This is a genomic window from Hydrogenophaga sp. BPS33 (genome assembly GCF_009859475.1).
Classification (GTDB): domain Bacteria; phylum Pseudomonadota; class Gammaproteobacteria; order Burkholderiales; family Burkholderiaceae_C; genus Hydrogenophaga.
The window spans coordinates 1,853,217-1,870,976 of record NZ_CP044549.1; the positions used below are offsets into that span (position 1 = coordinate 1,853,217).

Annotated in this window: 13 protein-coding genes; 6 read left to right on the top strand and 7 right to left on the bottom strand. The window is 68.9% G+C overall.

The genetic code is table 11. The features are described 5' to 3' along the window. Window positions 1-44: 44 nt before the first annotated feature. The 3 genes from F9K07_RS08760 to F9K07_RS08770 are packed head-to-tail and all read right to left on the bottom strand — an operon-like array spanning window position 45 to window position 5,604. Window positions 45-2,273 (bottom strand): xanthine dehydrogenase family protein molybdopterin-binding subunit, encoded by a 2,229-nt coding sequence (locus F9K07_RS08760; RefSeq protein WP_159591573.1) that lies wholly within the window; start codon window positions 2,271-2,273, stop codon window positions 45-47. Then, a complete protein-coding gene (locus F9K07_RS08765) occupies window positions 2,270-5,131 on the bottom strand; it encodes a c-type cytochrome (RefSeq protein WP_159591576.1) in 2,862 nt (953 codons plus the stop codon). Before F9K07_RS08765 ends, F9K07_RS08760 begins: the two co-directional genes overlap by 4 nt. Further along, the gene (locus tag F9K07_RS08770; RefSeq protein WP_159591579.1) at window positions 5,128-5,604 is read right to left on the bottom strand and encodes a (2Fe-2S)-binding protein; all 477 of its coding nucleotides are present in this window, start codon (window positions 5,602-5,604) and stop codon (window positions 5,128-5,130) included. Before F9K07_RS08770 ends, F9K07_RS08765 begins: the two co-directional genes overlap by 4 nt. A 116-nt stretch (window positions 5,605-5,720) precedes the next feature. Here F9K07_RS08770 and F9K07_RS08775 point away from each other — a divergent pair, with 116 nt between their 5' ends. The 4 genes from F9K07_RS08775 (at window position 5,721) to F9K07_RS08790 (ending at window position 9,941) form a co-directional block, all read left to right on the top strand. Further along, a complete protein-coding gene (locus F9K07_RS08775) occupies window positions 5,721-6,662 on the top strand; it encodes a LysR family transcriptional regulator (RefSeq protein WP_159591582.1) in 942 nt (313 codons plus the stop codon). Between the two features lie 155 nt (window positions 6,663-6,817). Next, window positions 6,818-8,092, top strand: coding sequence for an amidase (locus F9K07_RS08780; RefSeq protein WP_159591585.1), 1,275 nt, complete (start codon window positions 6,818-6,820; stop codon window positions 8,090-8,092). An 85-nt stretch (window positions 8,093-8,177) separates the two neighbouring features. Next, window positions 8,178-9,113 carry a DMT family transporter gene (locus F9K07_RS08785; RefSeq protein WP_201451538.1) on the top strand — a complete coding sequence of 312 codons (936 nt, stop codon included), beginning with the start codon at window positions 8,178-8,180 and terminating at the stop codon, window positions 9,111-9,113. Between the two features lie 30 nt (window positions 9,114-9,143). Next, window positions 9,144-9,941, top strand: a complete 798-nt coding sequence (locus tag F9K07_RS08790) for an SDR family oxidoreductase (RefSeq protein ID WP_159591591.1) — start codon at window positions 9,144-9,146, stop codon at window positions 9,939-9,941. 146 nt (window positions 9,942-10,087) lie between these two features. Here F9K07_RS08790 and F9K07_RS08795 read toward each other — a convergent pair whose 3' ends face one another. Next, complete coding sequence (locus F9K07_RS08795) at window positions 10,088-10,294, bottom strand: dodecin (RefSeq protein WP_159591594.1); 207 nt, start codon at window positions 10,292-10,294, stop codon at window positions 10,088-10,090. Between the two features lie 239 nt (window positions 10,295-10,533). On the opposite strand from F9K07_RS08795, the gene F9K07_RS32185 reads away from it, so the two are divergent. Further along, window positions 10,534-12,462, top strand: coding sequence for a methyl-accepting chemotaxis protein (locus F9K07_RS32185; RefSeq protein ID WP_159591597.1), 1,929 nt, complete (start codon window positions 10,534-10,536; stop codon window positions 12,460-12,462). Between the two features lie 7 nt (window positions 12,463-12,469). Here the strand turns inward: F9K07_RS32185 and F9K07_RS08805 are convergent, their stop codons facing one another. Then, window positions 12,470-13,405, bottom strand: a complete 936-nt coding sequence (locus F9K07_RS08805) for a DMT family transporter (RefSeq protein ID WP_159591600.1) — start codon at window positions 13,403-13,405, stop codon at window positions 12,470-12,472. Window positions 13,406-13,525: 120 nt separating this feature from the next. Here F9K07_RS08805 and F9K07_RS08810 point away from each other — a divergent pair, with 120 nt between their 5' ends. Next, complete coding sequence (locus tag F9K07_RS08810) at window positions 13,526-14,518, top strand: quinone oxidoreductase family protein (RefSeq protein ID WP_159591603.1); 993 nt, start codon at window positions 13,526-13,528, stop codon at window positions 14,516-14,518. Window positions 14,519-14,667: 149 nt separating this feature from the next. On the opposite strand, the gene F9K07_RS08815 is transcribed toward F9K07_RS08810, so the two are convergent. Both F9K07_RS08815 and F9K07_RS08820 read right to left on the bottom strand, forming a co-directional pair. Next, window positions 14,668-15,816, bottom strand: a complete 1,149-nt coding sequence (locus F9K07_RS08815) for an aminotransferase class V-fold PLP-dependent enzyme (RefSeq protein ID WP_159591606.1) — start codon at window positions 15,814-15,816, stop codon at window positions 14,668-14,670. 283 nt (window positions 15,817-16,099) lie between these two features. Then, a complete protein-coding gene (locus F9K07_RS08820; protein WP_159591609.1) occupies window positions 16,100-17,749 on the bottom strand; it encodes a Na/Pi cotransporter family protein in 1,650 nt (549 codons plus the stop codon). Window positions 17,750-17,760: the final 11 nt, after the last annotated feature.

Here is a 17,760-nt window from a genome sequence, read left to right on the forward strand (position 1 = left end):
ATCTTGATCAAAATTTCCGCATTTTGCGCAAGATATAGATCGTCCTATCCCAAGCCTTGGCCCGCCGCCTGCAAAGCCGCCCTCACACGACCCGGCGTGAACGGCACTTGCCGCAGCCGCGCGCCGGTGGCGTCGAAGATCGCGTTGGCGATCGCTGCGGCGCTGGGGATGGACCCGGACTCGCCCGCGCCCAGGGGCGGCTGGTCCTGTGCCGGCATCACGAACACGTCGATGTCCGGCACGTCGCCAAAACGCAGGATGGGATAGGCGCCCCATTCCTGCGACACCACGCCCGTCGCATCGAAGTTCACCTGCTCCATGAGCGCGCGGCTGACGGACTGCACCACGTTGCCATGGATCTGGTGGCGCACGCCGGCTGGGTTGATGACCATGCCGCAGTCGTAGCCCACCCAGACCTTGGTCACGCGCACCTGGCCGGTCTCCAGGTCCACGGCCACGTCGCACACCCAGGCACAGTAGGCCGAACCGACGCCGGGAAAGCTGCCGTGCACGTACTGGTGTTGCGCAAAGCCGCGCCCCAGGCGGACGTGCGGATGCGCCGGGTCGGCACGGCCTCGGGGCGCGGCGCCTGCCAGCCAGCCGGCACGCGTGGCCACTGCTTCGCTCAGCGCGCGAGCGCGCGGGTCTTCCATGAAGCGCAGGCGAAACGCCAAGGGGTCTTCGCCGTGGCGGTGCGCCAGCTCGTCGATGAAGGACTCGTGCGCGAACACGTTGGGCAGGGCCGAGACGCCGCGCATCCAGGCAGCGCGCACGATGGGTGCCATGTCCTGCACGGCAATGCGCACCGCCTGGCAACGGTACTGCGGCACGGCGGTGCGGTCGCCCTTGTGTTCGACGATGGGGTCGGGCGGGACCACGCCGGTCTGCATCAGAGCGAGCACCGGCGCGTTGTTCGAGGGGTAGCGGTTGGTGAAGGCGTAGGCCAGCGCGTCGTGGCCCACGACGGCCCCGCGCACGTCCATCACCTGCGTGGTGCCTTTGGGCTCCCACGCGTGCTCTTCTTCGCGCATCAACTGCAGGCGCACCGGTGCGCCAACTTCGCGCGAGAGCAAAGCGGCTTCGGCCGCGGCATCGTCGGCGCAGTTGCGGCCATAGCAGCCCGAGGCTTCCATGCGCACGATGCGCACCGCCGCGTCGTCCAGCCCGAGCAGGGCCATGATGTCGGCGTGCAGGAAGTGCGGGTTCTGCGTGCCGCTCCACACCGTGACCGCGCCGTCACGGTAGTCGGCGACCGCGCACGACGGGCCGATGGAGGCGTGCATCTGGTAGGGCCAGACGTAGGTGGCCTGGTGGGCGTGTGGTGTGCCGTCCAGCAGCGCTTCGGCCGAACCTTGTTCGCGCAGCACGCGCTCCACCGACGGGTTGGCCCGCACCGCGGCCTGCGGTTCGTTCAGATCGGGCAACGGGGGTGGCGTGCGCCACGCCACCTTGAGCTGGCGCGCCGCCCGGATCGCGTGTTCCTCGCGGTGCGCCACCACGCCCACGAAGTCGCCCGCGACCACCACCTTCACCAGGCCCGGGATGTGGCCGACGGAGGGCAGGTCCACATCGATCAGCGATCGGCCGATCATCCCGCCCACGTCGCGTCCCCGGTAGGGCGGACGCACCATGCGGGCGTGCAGCATGCCGGGCAGGCGCAGGTCGTGCACATAGACCGGGCCCGCGCCGGTCACCTTGGCAGGAATGTCCAGGCGCGCCACGCTGCGGCCGACGATGCGGTGTTCCGTGGCGGGTTTGAGGGCCGTTGCCGGGTCGATGTCGACGTCGAAGTCCAGGCCTTGCGCGAGTTCGCCATACCCGGCGCGCTGGCCTTGCGGGCCGCAGACCATGCCGTGCTCGACTGTGAGCACTGCGGCTGCGCAGTGCCATTGTTCGGCCGCGCGCCGCAGCAGCATCTGGCGCACTTGCGCGGCGGCGCGGCGCATCGGCACGGCCGCGCTCTGGATCGACGCGCTCGCGGTGGTCGGGCCCTGGTCGGGCGTGCGGTCGGTGTCGCCCATGAGCATGCACACGCGCGAAAGCGGCACGTCCAACTCCTCGGCCACGATCTGCGCGAATGCGGTGCGCACGCCCGTGCCCAGGTCCACGTGGCCATTGATGGCTTGCACCGTGCCGTCGGGCGCAATCTGGATGTAGGTGCCGACCTTGCCCTTGCCCACGCGGCTGACCGCATGGCGCGGCGGCGGTTCGCCCTGCGCGTTCAGGCGCTCGCGCGAGACCGGCCCGGCGTTGGCGGAGACGGCGGCGTTCATCGCGCCGCTCCCTGGGCGGACACGGGCGGGCTGGCGCGCAGGCGGGCCACCGTGTTCTCGAGGCCGGTCCAGGCCGGCTGCTGCGGCGCGTGCTCGGCGCGCAGGTAACGCGCCAGGTCGGCGACCTGCTGGTCGTTGAGGCTGTTGGCGAATCCGGGCATGTAGCCCAGGTTTTCATTCGCGGGTTCGTCGATGCCATGCAGGATGACCTGGACCAGGTTGTCCGCGCGCGCGGCCAGCACCACGTTGTTGTTCACCGCCAGGTCGGGCCGCACGCCGAAGAGCGGCATGCCCCGGCCAGGGTCGTGGCAGGCGGCGCAGGCGCCTTCGAAGATGCGTTGGCCCGGCATGGCCAGCAGCTCGGCGCGGTTCGGTGTGGGCGCGGGTGCCTGGGTGGCGGCGGGCGCGGGGGCGGCCTGTCCCGGCAGCTCGGTGAGGTAGGTGGCCATGGCCAGGATGTCGCGGTCGGGCAGGGCGGCAAGCCCTTCAATCACCGGTGCCATGGGGCCGGCGGCCACGCCATGCTGCTCGCTGTGGCCGGTGCGCAGGTAGGCCTGGAGCTCGTCGCGCGTCCAGGGTTTGGCACTGCGGAACAGGTTGTTCAGCGCCGGTGCATCCCAGCCCTTGACTTCGCTGCCGCTCAGGAATGCGAGCGGGCCGCTCTTCTCGGCCCCGAGCGCGTTGCGGGGTGTGTGGCAGGCGCTGCAGTGGCCGACACCGTTGACCAGGTAAGCCCCGCGGTTCCACAGCACCGATTGCGAAGGGTTGGGCGCGAAGGGCGTGGCGTCGTGAAAGAGCAGGTTCCAGCCCGCCATCAACGGCCGCACGCCGTAGGGGAACGGCAGCTCGGTGGGCGGCGGCGCGTGCGCCACCGGGGTCTGCGCCATCAGGTAGGCGTAGAGCGACTGCATGTCGTTGTCGTCGATCTTGGCGAAGGCGGTGTATGGAAACGCGGGGTACAGGTGGCGGCCATCGCGGCCGATGCCGTGGCGCATCGCGCGTTCGAACGCGGCGTACGACCACTGGCCGATGCCGTGCTTGGGGTCGGGCGTGAGGTTGGTGGAGTAGACCGTGCCGAACGGCGTTTCCATGGCCAGGCCGCCGGCGTTCGGCGTGCCGCCGGGTGCGGTGTGGCACACCACGCAATCGCCGGCCGAGGCGATCAGGCGGCCACGTTCGATGGCCGTCTCCGAATACAGGCTGCGGTCGGGCACCACCGGCGCGATGGCCGCGCGCCAGGGCATGGCGGTGGCGACCACGCCTGCCACGGTGGTCGCCAGGGCAGCGGCCCAGGCACCTGCACGGCGCCAGGGTGACTGGGCGGATGCGCTGGGCGGCGGTGGCGCGCCCGTGGTCGCCAGTTCGGGCGCACCCTGCGCATCGGCCTGCGCGCGCTGCAGCGCATGGCCATCGAACGGGGGCTCGCGCAGCCGGATGCCGGTGGCGTCGTGGATGGCGTTGGCGAGGGCGGCGGCCATAGGCAGCATGAGCGCCCGGCTCTGCGAGAGGTCGGTCAGCGCCTGGCTCTGCGCGCCGGGCACGATGTCCACCACCTGCACGGCGGGCGTGTTCAAGGTGGAGCCCGCCTGCCAGTCGCCGTGGTGCTGCGGGCCGCTGAGCAGTTGCTGCGTGGCCGACGCAATGCGGGCCTGCAGATCCTCGTCGTGTGTGGGCACCACGTGCATGCCTTCGACGTGGTGCCCCACCGTGAGGCCGGCGAGTTCGATGCGCCCGGCCTGGGCGTCGACCTTCACGTCCACGACCCAGGCCGACCACGCCTGCACCGGCCGCTCGGCGTCGGTGTCCACCGTGTGGGCCAGGGCGAAGCCGCGTCCGACGCCGGCCGCGCGCTGCGCATCGCCTCCAGGCTCGCCGAACCAGCCGGCACGTTGCGCCACGGCTTGCACCAGCGCACGGCCGCTGCCGTCTTGCAGGTGGTGCAGCCGCCATTCGATGGGATCGCGGCCGGCGGCTCGGGCCTCTTCGTCGGCAAACGATTCGAGCGCGAAGGTGGCGACGATGTCGGCGTCGCGCGGCAAGACGGTGGTGACGGGTGTCAGGCTGCGCAGGGCGGGTTGCTGCTCGATGTCCAGCGCGTAGGGCATGGCCACCTGGTGCGTCAGCGCCACGGGCGTGGTGGCCACCGTGCCTGCAGTGCCCATCGCCATGGCCGACCAGCCGGGGCGCGCCGCGAGTGGCCAGGTCGGCGTCATGCGCCAGCGCGCCTCGCCGCTGCGGTGCAGCTGTACCGCCAGCGTGGGCACCCCGGATGCGGGCGTGCTGGTCACGCGCACCGGCTGCCCGATGGCGCGGGCGATCATGGCGGCATCGAGCGCCGCGTCGTGGCCTTCCGCGGTGTGCACGGCATGGGGCGGCGTGGTGATGCGGACTTGGGCGGGCGCGATGTCGAACCACCGCGCCAGCTCGGCGCGCAGGCGGTGCGGGTTCACCGCTTCGGCCTCGATGTCCAGCTCGCCGGCACCGCTCCAGACCGCCACGGCCTGCGTGCCGGCCGCCACCATCGCCGTGGTGGGCCAGGCGTACTGCCGTGTGCCATCGCGGGTGCCGGGATGGGCGGTGGCGCTGGCGGGAAGCGCGACCTCGGCCGGGGCTTGCCAGGGAATGGTGAGCCGCGCCGCCGCCGCATGGGCCAGTTCGGCCGAGGGCGCGGCCACCGCCACGAAGCCGCCCTGGTGCACCACGCGCACGGGGCCCAGCGGCGCGAGGGCGCTGCGGTCGATGGCGGCCGGGGCAGCGCCGCTGTAGCGCGTGCCGTCCCAGCGCGCGTCGGCCGGGCGCAGGACCAGGCCGGTCCAGATCTCATCGGCGTTCAAGGGCCGCAAGGGATGCTCTCTCACGCCACCACCTCGCCCCGCGCGCGCTGTGCCGCCAGGGCCACGGCTTGCACGATCTCGACATGCGTGCCGCAGCGGCACAGGTGGTGGCGCAGCGCATCCACGATGTCCTGGTGGCTGAGATGCGGCGTGCGCGCGATCAGGGCGTGCGCCGCCATCACCATGCCGTTGATACAGTAGCCGCACTGGGCCGCCTGGGCGTCGATGAAGGCCTGTTGCACCAGGCCTGGTGCCTGCGGTGTGCCCAGGCCTTCCAGCGTCGTGACCTCGCGGCCCTGCGCGGCCTTGGCGGGAACCACGCAGGAGCGCGTCGGGCGGCCGTTCAGCAGCACCGTGCAACTGCCGCATTCACCCAGCCCGCAACCGTACTTGGGGCCGTTGAGCGCCAGGTCGTTGCGCAACACATAGAGCAGGGGGGTCTCGGGCTCGGCGTCCACCCGGTGGGTGCTGCCGTTGACACGGATTTCTAGGGACATGGCGGCGGCTTCTGGCGTGGGGTGTCTTGGTATGTCGTGGGGAACAGCGTAGGGGTGTGCCAAAAATGGGTCAAACGATATATTCTGCGGTTCAGCACAATTTTTTTCATCTGAAGATGCACATCGCCCAGTTGCCTCTCACCGCCTTGCGGGCCTTCGAAGTGGCTGCGCGCCACCTCAGCTTCAAGGCGGCCGCAGCGGAACTTCACGTCACGCCCACGGCGGTCAGCCACCAGATCCAGCAGCTGGAAAGCCTGCTCGGTGTGGCGCTCTTCGAGCGCGTGCACCGCGGCTTGGTGCTCACGGCTGCGGCCAGGGGCTGCCTGCAGCCCTTGCGCAGCGGCTTCGATGGCCTGTCGCAGGCGATGGAGGCGCTGGCCGCGTTCAAGGACGTGGGGGTGCTCTCCGTGAGCGCGCCGCCCTCGTTCACCATGCGCCTGCTGATGCCCGTGACGCACCGCTTCCTCGCGCTGCACCCCACGGTCGATCTCAACGTCACCACCCGCATGCGCGACCCCGATCCCGCCTCCGGCGCCGGGCAGGACGAGGCGGCGACGCTGCGCGCGTGGATGGAGGCGTCCGACGTGGTGATCGTCTACGGTGCCCGGCCCGCCATCGAGGCCGAGGTGCGCGAGCTCCTGCCCTTGTCGGTCACCCTGCTGTGCAGCCCGTCGTTCCTGCAGGGGCGCGGCGCGCTGCGCCAGCCCGCCGACGTGTTGCGCCATCCGTGGTTGCACGACGACCGCGGCCTCAAGTACGGCGGCCAATCGTTCTGGGACCTGTGGCTGCAAGCCGCTGGCGTGGCGGCGCCATCGCCGGGGCCGGGTCAGCGCTTCACCCACGCCGCCCTGGCGATCGAGGCGGCCGTGCGGGGCGAAGGCCTGCTGGTGACCACGCCCGCGCTATGCCGTGCCGAGCTGGCGCAAGGCACGCTGGTGGCGCCGTTCGCGCTGTCCCTGGCCCTCGGCAAGTCCTACTACCTGCTCTCCAGGCGCACCGGTTTGCCCCGGGTGAAGGCGTTTGCGGATTGGGTGGAGCAGACCGTGCGCATGGGCTAGGCACCATGAGTTCGCGTATTTTTTTCATCTCAGGCATATCGAATCCCCGTGGGCATCCGTTTGTTTTGATAATTGTTCCAAAAATGGAATAGACTTTGCCGGGCACCGCTGGGGTGTGGAACGGCCGGGCGCTGGCCCGGGCAGCAAGGAGCCGCATGCGAGGGCCTGGAATGGAGTGGACGTCGACCGTGGACACGCTGGCCGCGCAGGCCGCAGCCTCGCCCTGGGGCGCGGTGCGAGAGGCGCTGGCGCGCATCGGCGAGCAGGAGGCTGGCGTGCGGGCATGGACCCACGTGGCCCCGCTGAATGCCATGCGCGAGGCGGGCGAGACGCCCAGCCAAGGGTTGCTGCAAGGGGTGCCCTTCGGCGTGAAGGACGTCATCGACGTGGCCGACATGCCCACCGGCTGCGGCTCGGCCGCGGCATCGCAGGCGCCGTGCACCTTCGATGCCAGCTGCGTGAGCCTGCTGCGCCGCGCCGGCGCGGTGCCCGTGGGCAAGACGGTGACGGCCGAGTACGCGTTCCGCGCCCCTGGGCCGACGCAGAATCCGCGCGCGCCGGGCCACACGCCCGGCGGCTCGTCCAGCGGCTCGGCCGCTGCGGTGGCCGCGGGCATGGTGCCGTTCGCGCTCGGCACCCAGACGGGCGGCTCCATCATCCGCCCGGCCGCCTACTGTGGCGTGGTGGGCTTCAAGCCCTCGTTCGGCGGGGTGTTCCGCGACGGTCTCACGCTGACCTGCGAATCCCTGGACGTCATCGGCTGGCATGCGCGCTCGGTCGCGGATGCGCAAACGGTGGCGCGGGTGTTGCTGCCCTTCGCCCCGACGGCCGCGGCGTTGCCCGAGCTGCCGCGGCGCGTGGCCGTGGTTTCGTCGAGCCCTGAGCAGGCACTCGATGGCGATGGCGCGAAAGCCTTGCAGGACGCGCGGCACATCTTCGAGTCGCATGGCGTGGCGTGCGTGGACGTGCCGTTCGAGGCGGCGGCTGCGATCGCGCAGGCGCACAACACGGTCATGCAATTCGAGTTCGCGCGCAGTCTGGAGCCGGTGGCACGGCGGCGCGGCGACCGCCTGAGCGCGGCCTTGCTGGAGACGGTGCGCCAAGGCTTCGAAATCCCGTTCGAGACCTACCTTCAAGCCCGGCACCAGCAGGCGCAATGGCGCGCGCAGTGGTCCGACCTGTTCGGCGAGGCCGACCTCATCCTCACGCCCAGCGCCTCGGGCGCGGCGCCGCGAGGCATGGCGAGCACGGGTGCTTCCGCGTTCAACCGCATCTGGTCGCTGCTGGGCTGGCCCTGCCTGCACCTGCCCACGGGCCATACGGCGGCAGGGCTTCCGATCGGCGTGCAACTGGTGGGCCGGTTCGAGGCCGACCACGATCTGCTGCGCTGGGGCCGGTCGCTGCATGTGAGGCTGCTGGAGGCGCGTTGAACTGCACCAACGAAGAGGGCAGGCTTCGCGTTCGGACATGCCTGCGCAGACACGAGGGCATGGTGGCCCCCGCATAATCGACCGGATGCCTGCCGCGACGTCCTCTCCCCATCATCCCCATCTCACCGCCGGCCTGCTGCTGGCCAGCATCGGCGCCATCGGCTTCAGTGGCAAGGCCATCATCGTCAAGCTGGCGTATCCGTACGGCGTCGACGCGGTCACGCTGCTCATGTACCGCATGCTGTTCGCGCTGCCCTTGTTCCTGGCCCTGAGCTGGTGGGCGAGCCACCGGGCCGGGCGCGAGAAGGCGGTGCCCTTGACGCGGCGCGACTGGCTGGGCGTGATCGGCCTGGGCTTCATCGGCTACTACTTCTCCAGCTTCCTCGACTTCTGGGGCCTGCAGTACATCAGCGCCAGCCTGGAGCGGCTGATCCTGTACCTCAACCCGACCCTGGTGCTGGTGCTGGGCTGGGTGCTGTACCGCCGAGCCGTCACGCCCCTGCAGGCCTTGGCCATGGTGGTGAGTTACGCGGGCGTGTTGCTGGTGTTCGGCCACGAGCTCGGCGCGCAAGGGCCGAACGCGGTGCTGGGTGCCCTGCTGGTGTTCGGCAGTGCGGCCACTTATGCCATCTACCTGGTGTACAGCGGCGAACTGGTCAAGCGCCTGGGTTCTGCCCGTCTGGTGGGGCTGGCTTCCACGGTCGCTTGCGTGTTGTGCATTCTGCAGTTCCTGTTGCTGCGCCCGCTGAGTGCGGCCCTGGTAGCGCCCGAGGTGGTCTGGCTCTCGGTGCTCAATGCCACGCTGTGTACCGTCGCGCCGGTGTTGATGGTGATGATGGCGGTCGAGCGCATCGGCGCGGGCCTGGCGGCACAAACGGGCATGATCGGCCCGATGTCGACCATCGTCATGGGCGTGCTGATCCTGGACGAGGCGTTCAACGCCTGGATCGTCGCCGGCACCGTGCTGGTGTTGGGCGGCGTGTTCCTCGTGACGCGTTTCGGCGCGCCACCCCGAAAGTAAGCACTGCAATCACTGGACTAGGAGAATCACATGGATCTGGGCCTTCAAGGCAAATGGGCGCTGGTGTGCGGCGCGAGCAAGGGATTGGGGCTGGGCTGCGCGCAGGCGCTGGCGGCCGAAGGCGTCAACGTGGTGATGGTGGCGCGCGGCGCCGCCGATCTGCAGGCGGCGGTGGACGCCCTGCGCCAGGCCGCCCCGCGGTCAAGCGTACTGGGCGTTGCCGCCGACATCACCACCGCCGAGGGCCGCGCTGCGGCGCTGTCGGTGCAGGGCGGGCCGGGCGTGGCGTTCGACATCGTCGTCACCAACGCGGGTGGCCCGCCACCCGGTGACTTCCGCGATTGGGAACGCGAGGCCTGGATCAAGGCCTTGGATGCGAACATGCTCACGCCGATCGAACTCATCAAGGCCACGGTGGACGGCATGGCGCAGCGCGGCTTTGGCCGCATCGTCAACATCACCTCGGGCGCGGTGAAGGCGCCGATCGACATCCTCGGGCTGTCCAATGGCGCGCGCAGCGGCCTCACGGGGTTTGTCGCCGGTGTCGCGCGCAGCGCCGTGACCGGCCAGGGCGTGACCATCAACAACCTGTTGCCGGGCGCGTTCGACACCGACCGCCTGCGCGTCACCATGGCAGGCGCGTCGGCCAAGACCGGCAAGTCCGTCGACGAACTGGCCGATGCGCGACGCAAGACGATTCCCGCCAAGCGCTTCGGCACCGCGCAGGAATTTGGCGCCATCTGCGCCTTCCTCTGCAGCGTGCAGGCGGGCTACATCACCGGCCAGAACGTGCTGGCCGATGGCGGGGCCTATCCAGGCACGTTCTAGACACACCCCCCTGCGCCGCTGCGCGGCTTCCCCCCTCCGTGGCGCGCCTTCGGCGCTTCGAGGGGGGACGGCATCTCGGGCCGGCGTAGCCGTCCCTCGATGCCTCTGGGTTCAGGCACGCTCGCCGGAAAGAGCGCGGGCTGCTTTCAATCGAGCGTGAAGCCGATCTTCAGGCTCACCTGCCAGTGGGCCACCTTGCCATCGACCACGTGGCCACGCGTCTCGGTGACGCTGAACCACTGGATGTTGCGCACCGTCTCGTGCGCTTTGGCGATGGCGGTCTGTACCGCGTCCTCGATGCCGATGGGCGACGAGCCCGTGAGTTCCAAGGTCTTGTAGACGTGGCTGGACATGGCAATCTCCTGGTGGTGGCCGGCCAGGCCGGCGGAGTCCCCATCGTAGGCCACATGCTCCATGGGTGCGCATCGAGGTTGAAAACGGTGCAAATCCGCACCGAAGAAAAGCATTTCTCGCACCGCTTTTGTGCTGTTTTCTCCTTGCAAAAACGGCGCTGCGCATGGGGCTCAACTTGCGGGGGAGGGCGTCGATAGTGGGGCTTCAACCACCTCCACACCACGGCCTTTTCCTCATCATGTTCGCCTTCGTCCGCCACCTGCGCCTTGCGCACAAACTCGCCTTGCTCGGTGCCATTGCCGCACTGCTGGTACTCGTCCCGCTCACGGCCTATGTGCGCGATGCCGTTTCAGCCCTGAGCACCATCGATCTTGAACGCCGGGGCCTGGCACCGTCGCGCTCGCTGTTGGAAGTGGTGCGGCTGGCGCAGATCCACCGGGGCATGAGCGCCACCGTGTTCGGCGGCAAGGCCGATGCGGAACCCCAGCGCCAGGCGCGCGCTGATGAGGTTCAGAAGGCGGTGCAAGCCTTCCAGACCCTGTTGGCCAACGACGCCATGGACGCGCGCATTCAGCGCGACTGGCGCGCGGTTGCCGCGCAATGGCAATCGCTTGCGCAAGCTGTGGCTTCGCGCAGCATCACCGGGCCCGAGAGCTTTGCGCGCCATACGGCATTGATCGCCAGTCTGATGGAACTCACCGATCGTGTGTCCGACCACCATGGGCTCACAGCCGATCCCTACAAGTCCACCTACTTCCTGATCATCGGCAACCTGCAGCAGATGCCACGTCTGACCGAGATGCTCGGGCAAGCCCGCGCCCTGGGCTCCGCGATGCTGGTGCGCCAGAGTGCCACGGCCGAAGAGCGTGCCCACATCGCCAGTCTGGTGGAGCGTGCGCGCGTCGGCGTTCGCGAGTTGGACATCAACCTGGAGAAGGCCTTTGAGGAAGACGCCTCGCTTCAGGTGCTCCTGGGCGACGCACATGCACAGGCGCGCAGCGGTTTCGAGAGTGCGCTCCAGTTGGCGCGCGCGCAGATCGTGCAGGCGGAGGTCCTCCAGTTCGCGTCGGCCGACTACTTCAAGGCCACCACCGCGGCCATCGACGGCATGTATGGCCTGAGCGATCGTGGGGCGCAGGTGCTGGATGACAAGATCGGCGCGCGCTACACCGCGCAACGCAACGAACTGATCGGCGTGCTGGGTGCGATTGCCGCCTTGCTCCTGGCCGCAGCGGTGTTTGCAGCCGTGATCGGCCGCTCCATCACCCGCCCGGCCGAGATGGCGCGCACCGTGGCCGCCCGCGTGGCCGCCGGCGACCTCAGCCAGGACGTGCCCACCGGGGGCCACGATGAAATGGGCCAGTTGCTCAGCGCCATGGCGACCATGCAAACCGAATTGACGCGCGTGGTCGGCAGTGTGCGGGGCAATGCCGAAGGCGTGGCCACGGCCAGTGCACAAATCGCGCAGGGCAACCACGACCTGTCCGCGCGCACCGAACAACAGGCCGCCGCCCTGGAACAGACCGCGGCCTCCATGGAAGAACTCAGCTCCACCGTGAAGCTCAACGCGGACAACGCGAAGCAGGCCAATCAACTGGCGATCAACGCGTCGAGCGTGGCGCAGCAGGGCGGTGAGGTGGTGACGCAAGTGGTGGCCATGATGCGGGGCATCAACGACAGTTCGCGCCAGATCGCCGACATCGTGGGTGTGATCGATGGCATCGCTTTCCAGACCAACATCCTCGCACTCAACGCGGCCGTGGAGGCCGCGCGCGCCGGTGAACAGGGCCGTGGATTTGCGGTGGTGGCCGCCGAAGTGCGCAACCTCGCGCAGCGCAGCGCGGCTGCCGCCAAGGAGATCAAGGACCTGATCGACGTGAGTGTCGACCGCGTGGACCGCGGCACGGCCCTGGTGGACCAGGCGGGCAGCACCATGAACGAGGTGGTGGGCTCGATCCGGCGTGTCACCGACATCGTGGGCGAGATCAGCGCGGCCAGCAGCGAACAGAGCGACGGCGTGTCGCAGGTGGGCGAAGCCGTGACGCAGATGGACCAGGCCACGCAACAGAACGCGGCGCTGGTGGAAGAAAGCGCCGCGGCGGCGCAAAGCCTGAAAACGCAGGCCGACCAGCTGGTGCACGCGGTCGCCGCGTTCCGCTTGCGCTGAGCACCGCTCAGCGCCGTGGCGAAGAAGAAATGAGGATGCCGCACACGATCAGCACGAAGCTCACCGCGTGGAACAGGTGCGGGGGTTCGTTGAGCAGCGTGGCCGACATCAGCGCGGCGAACAAGGGTGTGAGGTTGTTGAACAGGGCGGCGATGGTGGGCCCCGCGCGCCCGATCGCCGCGCCCCAGCAGCGGTAGGCGAGCAAGGACGGCCCGAGCGCCACGTAGAGCAGCCCGGCCGCCAAGGGCCAACCCCACCGAATGTGCGACGCACCGTCGGCCAAAGGCGGCAGCAGCATCCATTCGCCGGCCGCGTACAGGCCCGACCAGCCCACGCCCATGACCACCTGGGCCAACAGAAAGGCGGACCAGTCGCTCTGGATGTGGGTCGGTTCAGGGCGTGCGAGTTGCCAGCTGTAGAAAGACCACAGCATCGAGGCCAGCAGCATCAAGCCATCACCCAACGCGAACCGCACCGCCAGAAGGTTTTCCACCCGCCCATGCGACAACACCACCGCCACGCCCGCGAGCGACAAAGCCGCGCCCAATGCGGCACGGCGTGAAATGGCCACGCCGTAGAAGATCCTCCCGATCATCAGCACCCACACCGGGCCGCTGGAGGCCACCAGCGTGACGTTCATGGGCGACGAGGTCTTCAGGGCCAGGTACTGGAGCGCGTTGTACGTGCCCACGCCCAGCAGGCCCAGCAGCGCGAAGCGGCGCCAATGCGGCCACATGCCGTGGGGGCCGGGGCGCAGCACCCAGCCCGCCATGGGCAACAACAGCAGGAAGGCCAAGGCCCAGCGCACGAAGTTCAGCGTGACCGGGGGGATCACCCCTTGCATCATGCGCCCCACCACCGCATTGCCCGCCCACAGCAACGGCGGGATGATGAGCAGTGCGAGCGTGGCGGGGGACAGGCGTGCGTGGTCGGTCGATGGCATGCGCGCACTGTACCGGCGAGCGCGTGTCCTGTCTGCGAACGGGGGTGCGGCTGCGGGTGGACGGCCGCGTTCGCGTTTCATGGCAGCATTGCCGACTTCCACAACCTGCGGAGTGTCCCGATGAGCGAACAAACCAGCCGTGCCGTGCGCATCCATGCCCCTGGCGGTCCCGAACAACTCGTGGTCGATACGGTGAGCGTTGGCGAGCCCGGACCGGGGCAGGTGCGTATCCACCACCGCGCGATCGGGTTGAACTTCATCGACGTCTACCAGCGCACCGGCCTGTACCCCTTCCCCATGCCCCTGTCGCTCGGCATGGAGGGCGCTGGCGTGGTCGAAGCCGTGGGCGAAGGCGTGACCCACCTCAAGGCCGGTGACCGCGCGGCCTACGCGGCCAACCCGCCGGGTGCCTATTGCGACGTGCGCGTGATGCCGGCCATGAACGTGTGCCGTTTGCCTGACCTGATCGACTTCGAGACCGGCGCGGCCATGATGCTCAAGGGCCTGACGGCGCAGTACCTGCTCAAGCGCTGCAAACCCGTGGAGGGCATGGATGCGGGCGACTTCGTGCTGTTCCATGCCGCCGCCGGTGGCGTGGGCTTGATCGCCTGCCAGTGGGCCAAGGCACTCGGCCTGCAACTGATCGCCACCGCCGGTTCCGATGAAAAGTGCGCGATGGCGCTGGAACACGGCGCGAGCCACGCCATCAACTACCGCACCGAGGACTTCGCCGCGCGCGTCAAGGACATCACCAACGGCCAAGGCGTCAAGGTGGTCTACGACTCCGTGGGCAAGGACACGTTCGACAAATCGCTCGAGTGCCTGCGGCCTTTTGGTCTCATGATCAGCTTCGGCAACGCCTCCGGCCCGGTGGCGCCGTTCGCGCCGGCCGTGCTGGCCAAGAACTCGCTGTACGTGACGCGCCAGACCCTGTTCACCCACATCACCAGCCGCGAACGCACCCAGGCCATGGCCGACGACCTGTTCGCGGTGGTCGAAGGCGGCAAAGTGAAGATCCGCATCGACCAGCGCTTTGCGCTGACGGACGTGCAGGCCGCGCACCAGAGCCTGGAGGCGCGTGCGACCACGGGTTGCACCGTGTTGCTGCCCTGAGATACCGCCCCCTCTCCGGCGAGCGTGCCTGAATCCAGAGGCATCGAGGGACGGCTACGCCGGCCCAAGATGCCGTCCCCCCTCCAAGCGCCGAAGGCGCGCCAGAGAGGGGGGAAGCCGCGTCAGCAGCGCAGGGGGGTGTTTTCCATTCACGCCGGCTGCGCGACCCTCGGTGCCACCCGTGCCAGGGCTTGCTCCAGATGCCGCAGGGTGGCGGGCACGTCGTGCCACTTGTCCAGGCCGAAGAGGCCGATGCGGAAGGTCTTGAAGTCCGCGCCTTCGTCGCACTGCAGCGGCACACCGGCAGCCGTCTGCAGGCCTTGGGCCAGAAATTTCTTGCTCGACTGGATGTCCGGGTCGGTCGTGTGGCTCACCACCACGCCCGGAGCCTGGAAACCCGGCGCGGCCACGCTCGGGAAGCCATGGCGCTCCAGCAGCGCACGCACCTGCGCGCCGAGCTCCACCTGCTCCTGGCGCACGCGCTCGAAGCCGTAGGCCTCGGTTTCCTTCATGGTGTCGCGCAGCCGCGTGAGCGCGTCGGTCGGCAGGGTGGTGTGGTAGGCATGGCCGCCGCCTTCATAGGTTTCCATGATCTGCAGCCACTTCTTGAGGTCCATCGCAAAGGTGGTGCTCTGTGTGGCGTCGATGGCCTTGCGCGCGCGCTCGCTGAGCATGACCATGGCGCAACACGGCGAGCTGCTCCAGCCTTTTTGCGGTGCCGAGATCAGGATGTCCACGCCCGTGGCGTTCATGTCGACCCACATCGCACCGGAAGCGATGCAGTCGAGCACGAACAGGCCGCCCACCGCGTGCACCGCGTCCGCCACGGCCTTGAGGTAGCCGTCGGGCAGGATCATGCCGGCGGCGGTTTCCACGTGCGGTGCGAACACCAGCGCGGGCTTCTCGCGCGCGATGGTGGCCACGACCTCCTCGATCGGCGCGGGCGCCCAGGCGGCCTGCGCGCCGCTGCCGGTGGGGCGGGCCTTCATCACGGTGTGGCTGGCGGGAATGCTGCCCATCTCGAAGATCTGCGTCCAGCGGTAGCTGAACCAGCCATTGCGGATCACCAGCACGTGCTGGCCGTGGGCGAACTGGCGCGCCACCGACTCCATGCCGAAAGTGCCGCTGCCGGGCACCAGCACCGCCGAATGCGCGCCATACACGCGTTTGAGCATGGCCGAGATGTCGGTCATCACACCCTGGAAGCGTTTGGACATGTGGTTGAGCGCGCGGTCGGTGTAGACCACCGAGAACTCGAGCAGGCCGTCGGGGTCGATCTGGGGCAGCAATCCGGGCATGTGTGTCTCCTGTAGCTTGGAAGCAAAACAGCGGGCCAGCGTAGCACAGCACGCCACGCGAAGCGTCGTACCAAGGGGAAAGTCCGCTCATCGATCGAGGGGGAGTTCGTCCAGGGGCACCGAGGGACGGCCGCCGGCCCGAGGCACCAGCTCTCTCCGGCGCGCGTGACTCCATCCAGAGGCATCGAGGGACGGCTGCGCCGGCCCAAGATGCCGTCCCCCCTCGAAGCGCCGAAGGCGCGCAACGGAGGGGGGAAGCCGCGTCAGCGGCGCAGGGGGGGGGTCACTTCAACCCCTCGCGCAGGCGGCTGGGCGCGAGCACGCCAGCGCTGTCGAGGATGGGGTATGCGATCGAGCAGATGTGCGAGTTGATGCGCTTGAGATCGCTGATCAGGTCCAGGTGCAGCGCGCTGGTGTCCATGCTCTGTTGCGTCATGACCGAGAGCCGGTCCAGGTGGGTGGCGGCGTATTCGCGCTCCATGTCGCGAAAGCGCACTTTCTCTTCCAGCAGTTTCTGCGCGTCGCGCACGTTGCCACTGAGAAACACGCTCATGCCCAGGCGCAGGTTGTCGATCAGGTGCGTGTGCAGTTCGGTGATCTCGGCCATGCCCGCCTCGGAGAAGTTGCGGCCCTTGCGGATCTTCTTGTCCTCGATGTCGAGCAGCACGCGCTCGACGGTGTCGCCGATCTGCTCCATGTTGATGGTGAAGCTGATGATGTCGGTCCAGCGCCGGCCTTCTTCTTCACTGAGTTGCTGGCGCGAGATCTTGGTGAGGTAGTACTTGATCGACGAATAGAGGTCGTCGACCGTGTCGTCCAGTTTGCGCAGGTCCTGCGAGAGCTTGGCGTCGTTGTTGCGGATCACGGTGAGCACGCCACGCAGCATGGTTTCCACGATGTCGGCCTGGTGCATGGCCTCGCGCGCCGCGCAGGAGATGGCCAGCGACGGTGTGGCCAGCGCGGACGGGTCGAGGTGGTTGGGCCGCTCCAGCGCGCTCTTGTCCTTGCTCTTCTTCAGCGGCAGCAGGCGGTTCACCATGCGGGCGATGGGTGTGGTGAGGCCGATGAAGAGAAGGCCCACCATCAGGTTGAAACTCAGGTGGAACAGCACGGTGAGTGTGGCCGGATCCTGCACCAGGGGCTCCATGAAGCGCGTCCACAGGGGGATGAGGCCAATCGCAATGGTCACGCCCAGCAGCTTGAAGAGCAGGTTGCCCAAGGGGACCTGGCGGGTGCTGTTGCCGGCCTTGGCGGTGGTGATGACGGCCAGCAGGCCGCTGCCCAGGTTGGCGCCGAGCACGATGCCCAGCGCCACGTCCAGCCCCACCACCTGCACTGCCAGGGAGGAGGCCAGCAACACCACCGCCAGACTCGAATAGGCCGCCACCGCGAGGACGGCGCCCAGCAGGATTTCGAGCATGCGGTCGCTGGTGAGCGACTCCAGCATGAGCTGCACCGCCGGGTTCTGCGTGAGCACCCCGGTGGCGCTGCCGATGAGGCGCAGGGCCAGCAGCAAGAGACCCAGGCCGATCAGCACGCGCCCGAAGTCGCCCACCTGTGTGCCTTGGCGTGAAATGAACAGCGTGACGCCCAGGAAGATGAACAGTGGCGAGAGCCACGACAGATCGAACGAAAACACCACCGCCATGAGCGCGGTGCCCACGTCCGCGCCCAGCATCACCGCCAGGGCGGCGGGCAAGGCAATGAGGCCTCGGCCCACGAAGGACGCGGTGATGAGGGCGGTGGCGGTGCTCGATTGCACCAGGGCCGTGACACCCAGGCCCGAGAGCGCGGCGGTGATGCGGTTGCCCATGCTGGCGGCCAGGAACTGCCGCAGGTTGCTGCCGAAGACGCGCAGCACGCCGGCCCGCACGAGGTGTGTGCCCCACACCAGCAGGGCGATGGCCGCGAGAAGGTCCAACAGATGTTTCATGAACCTCAAAA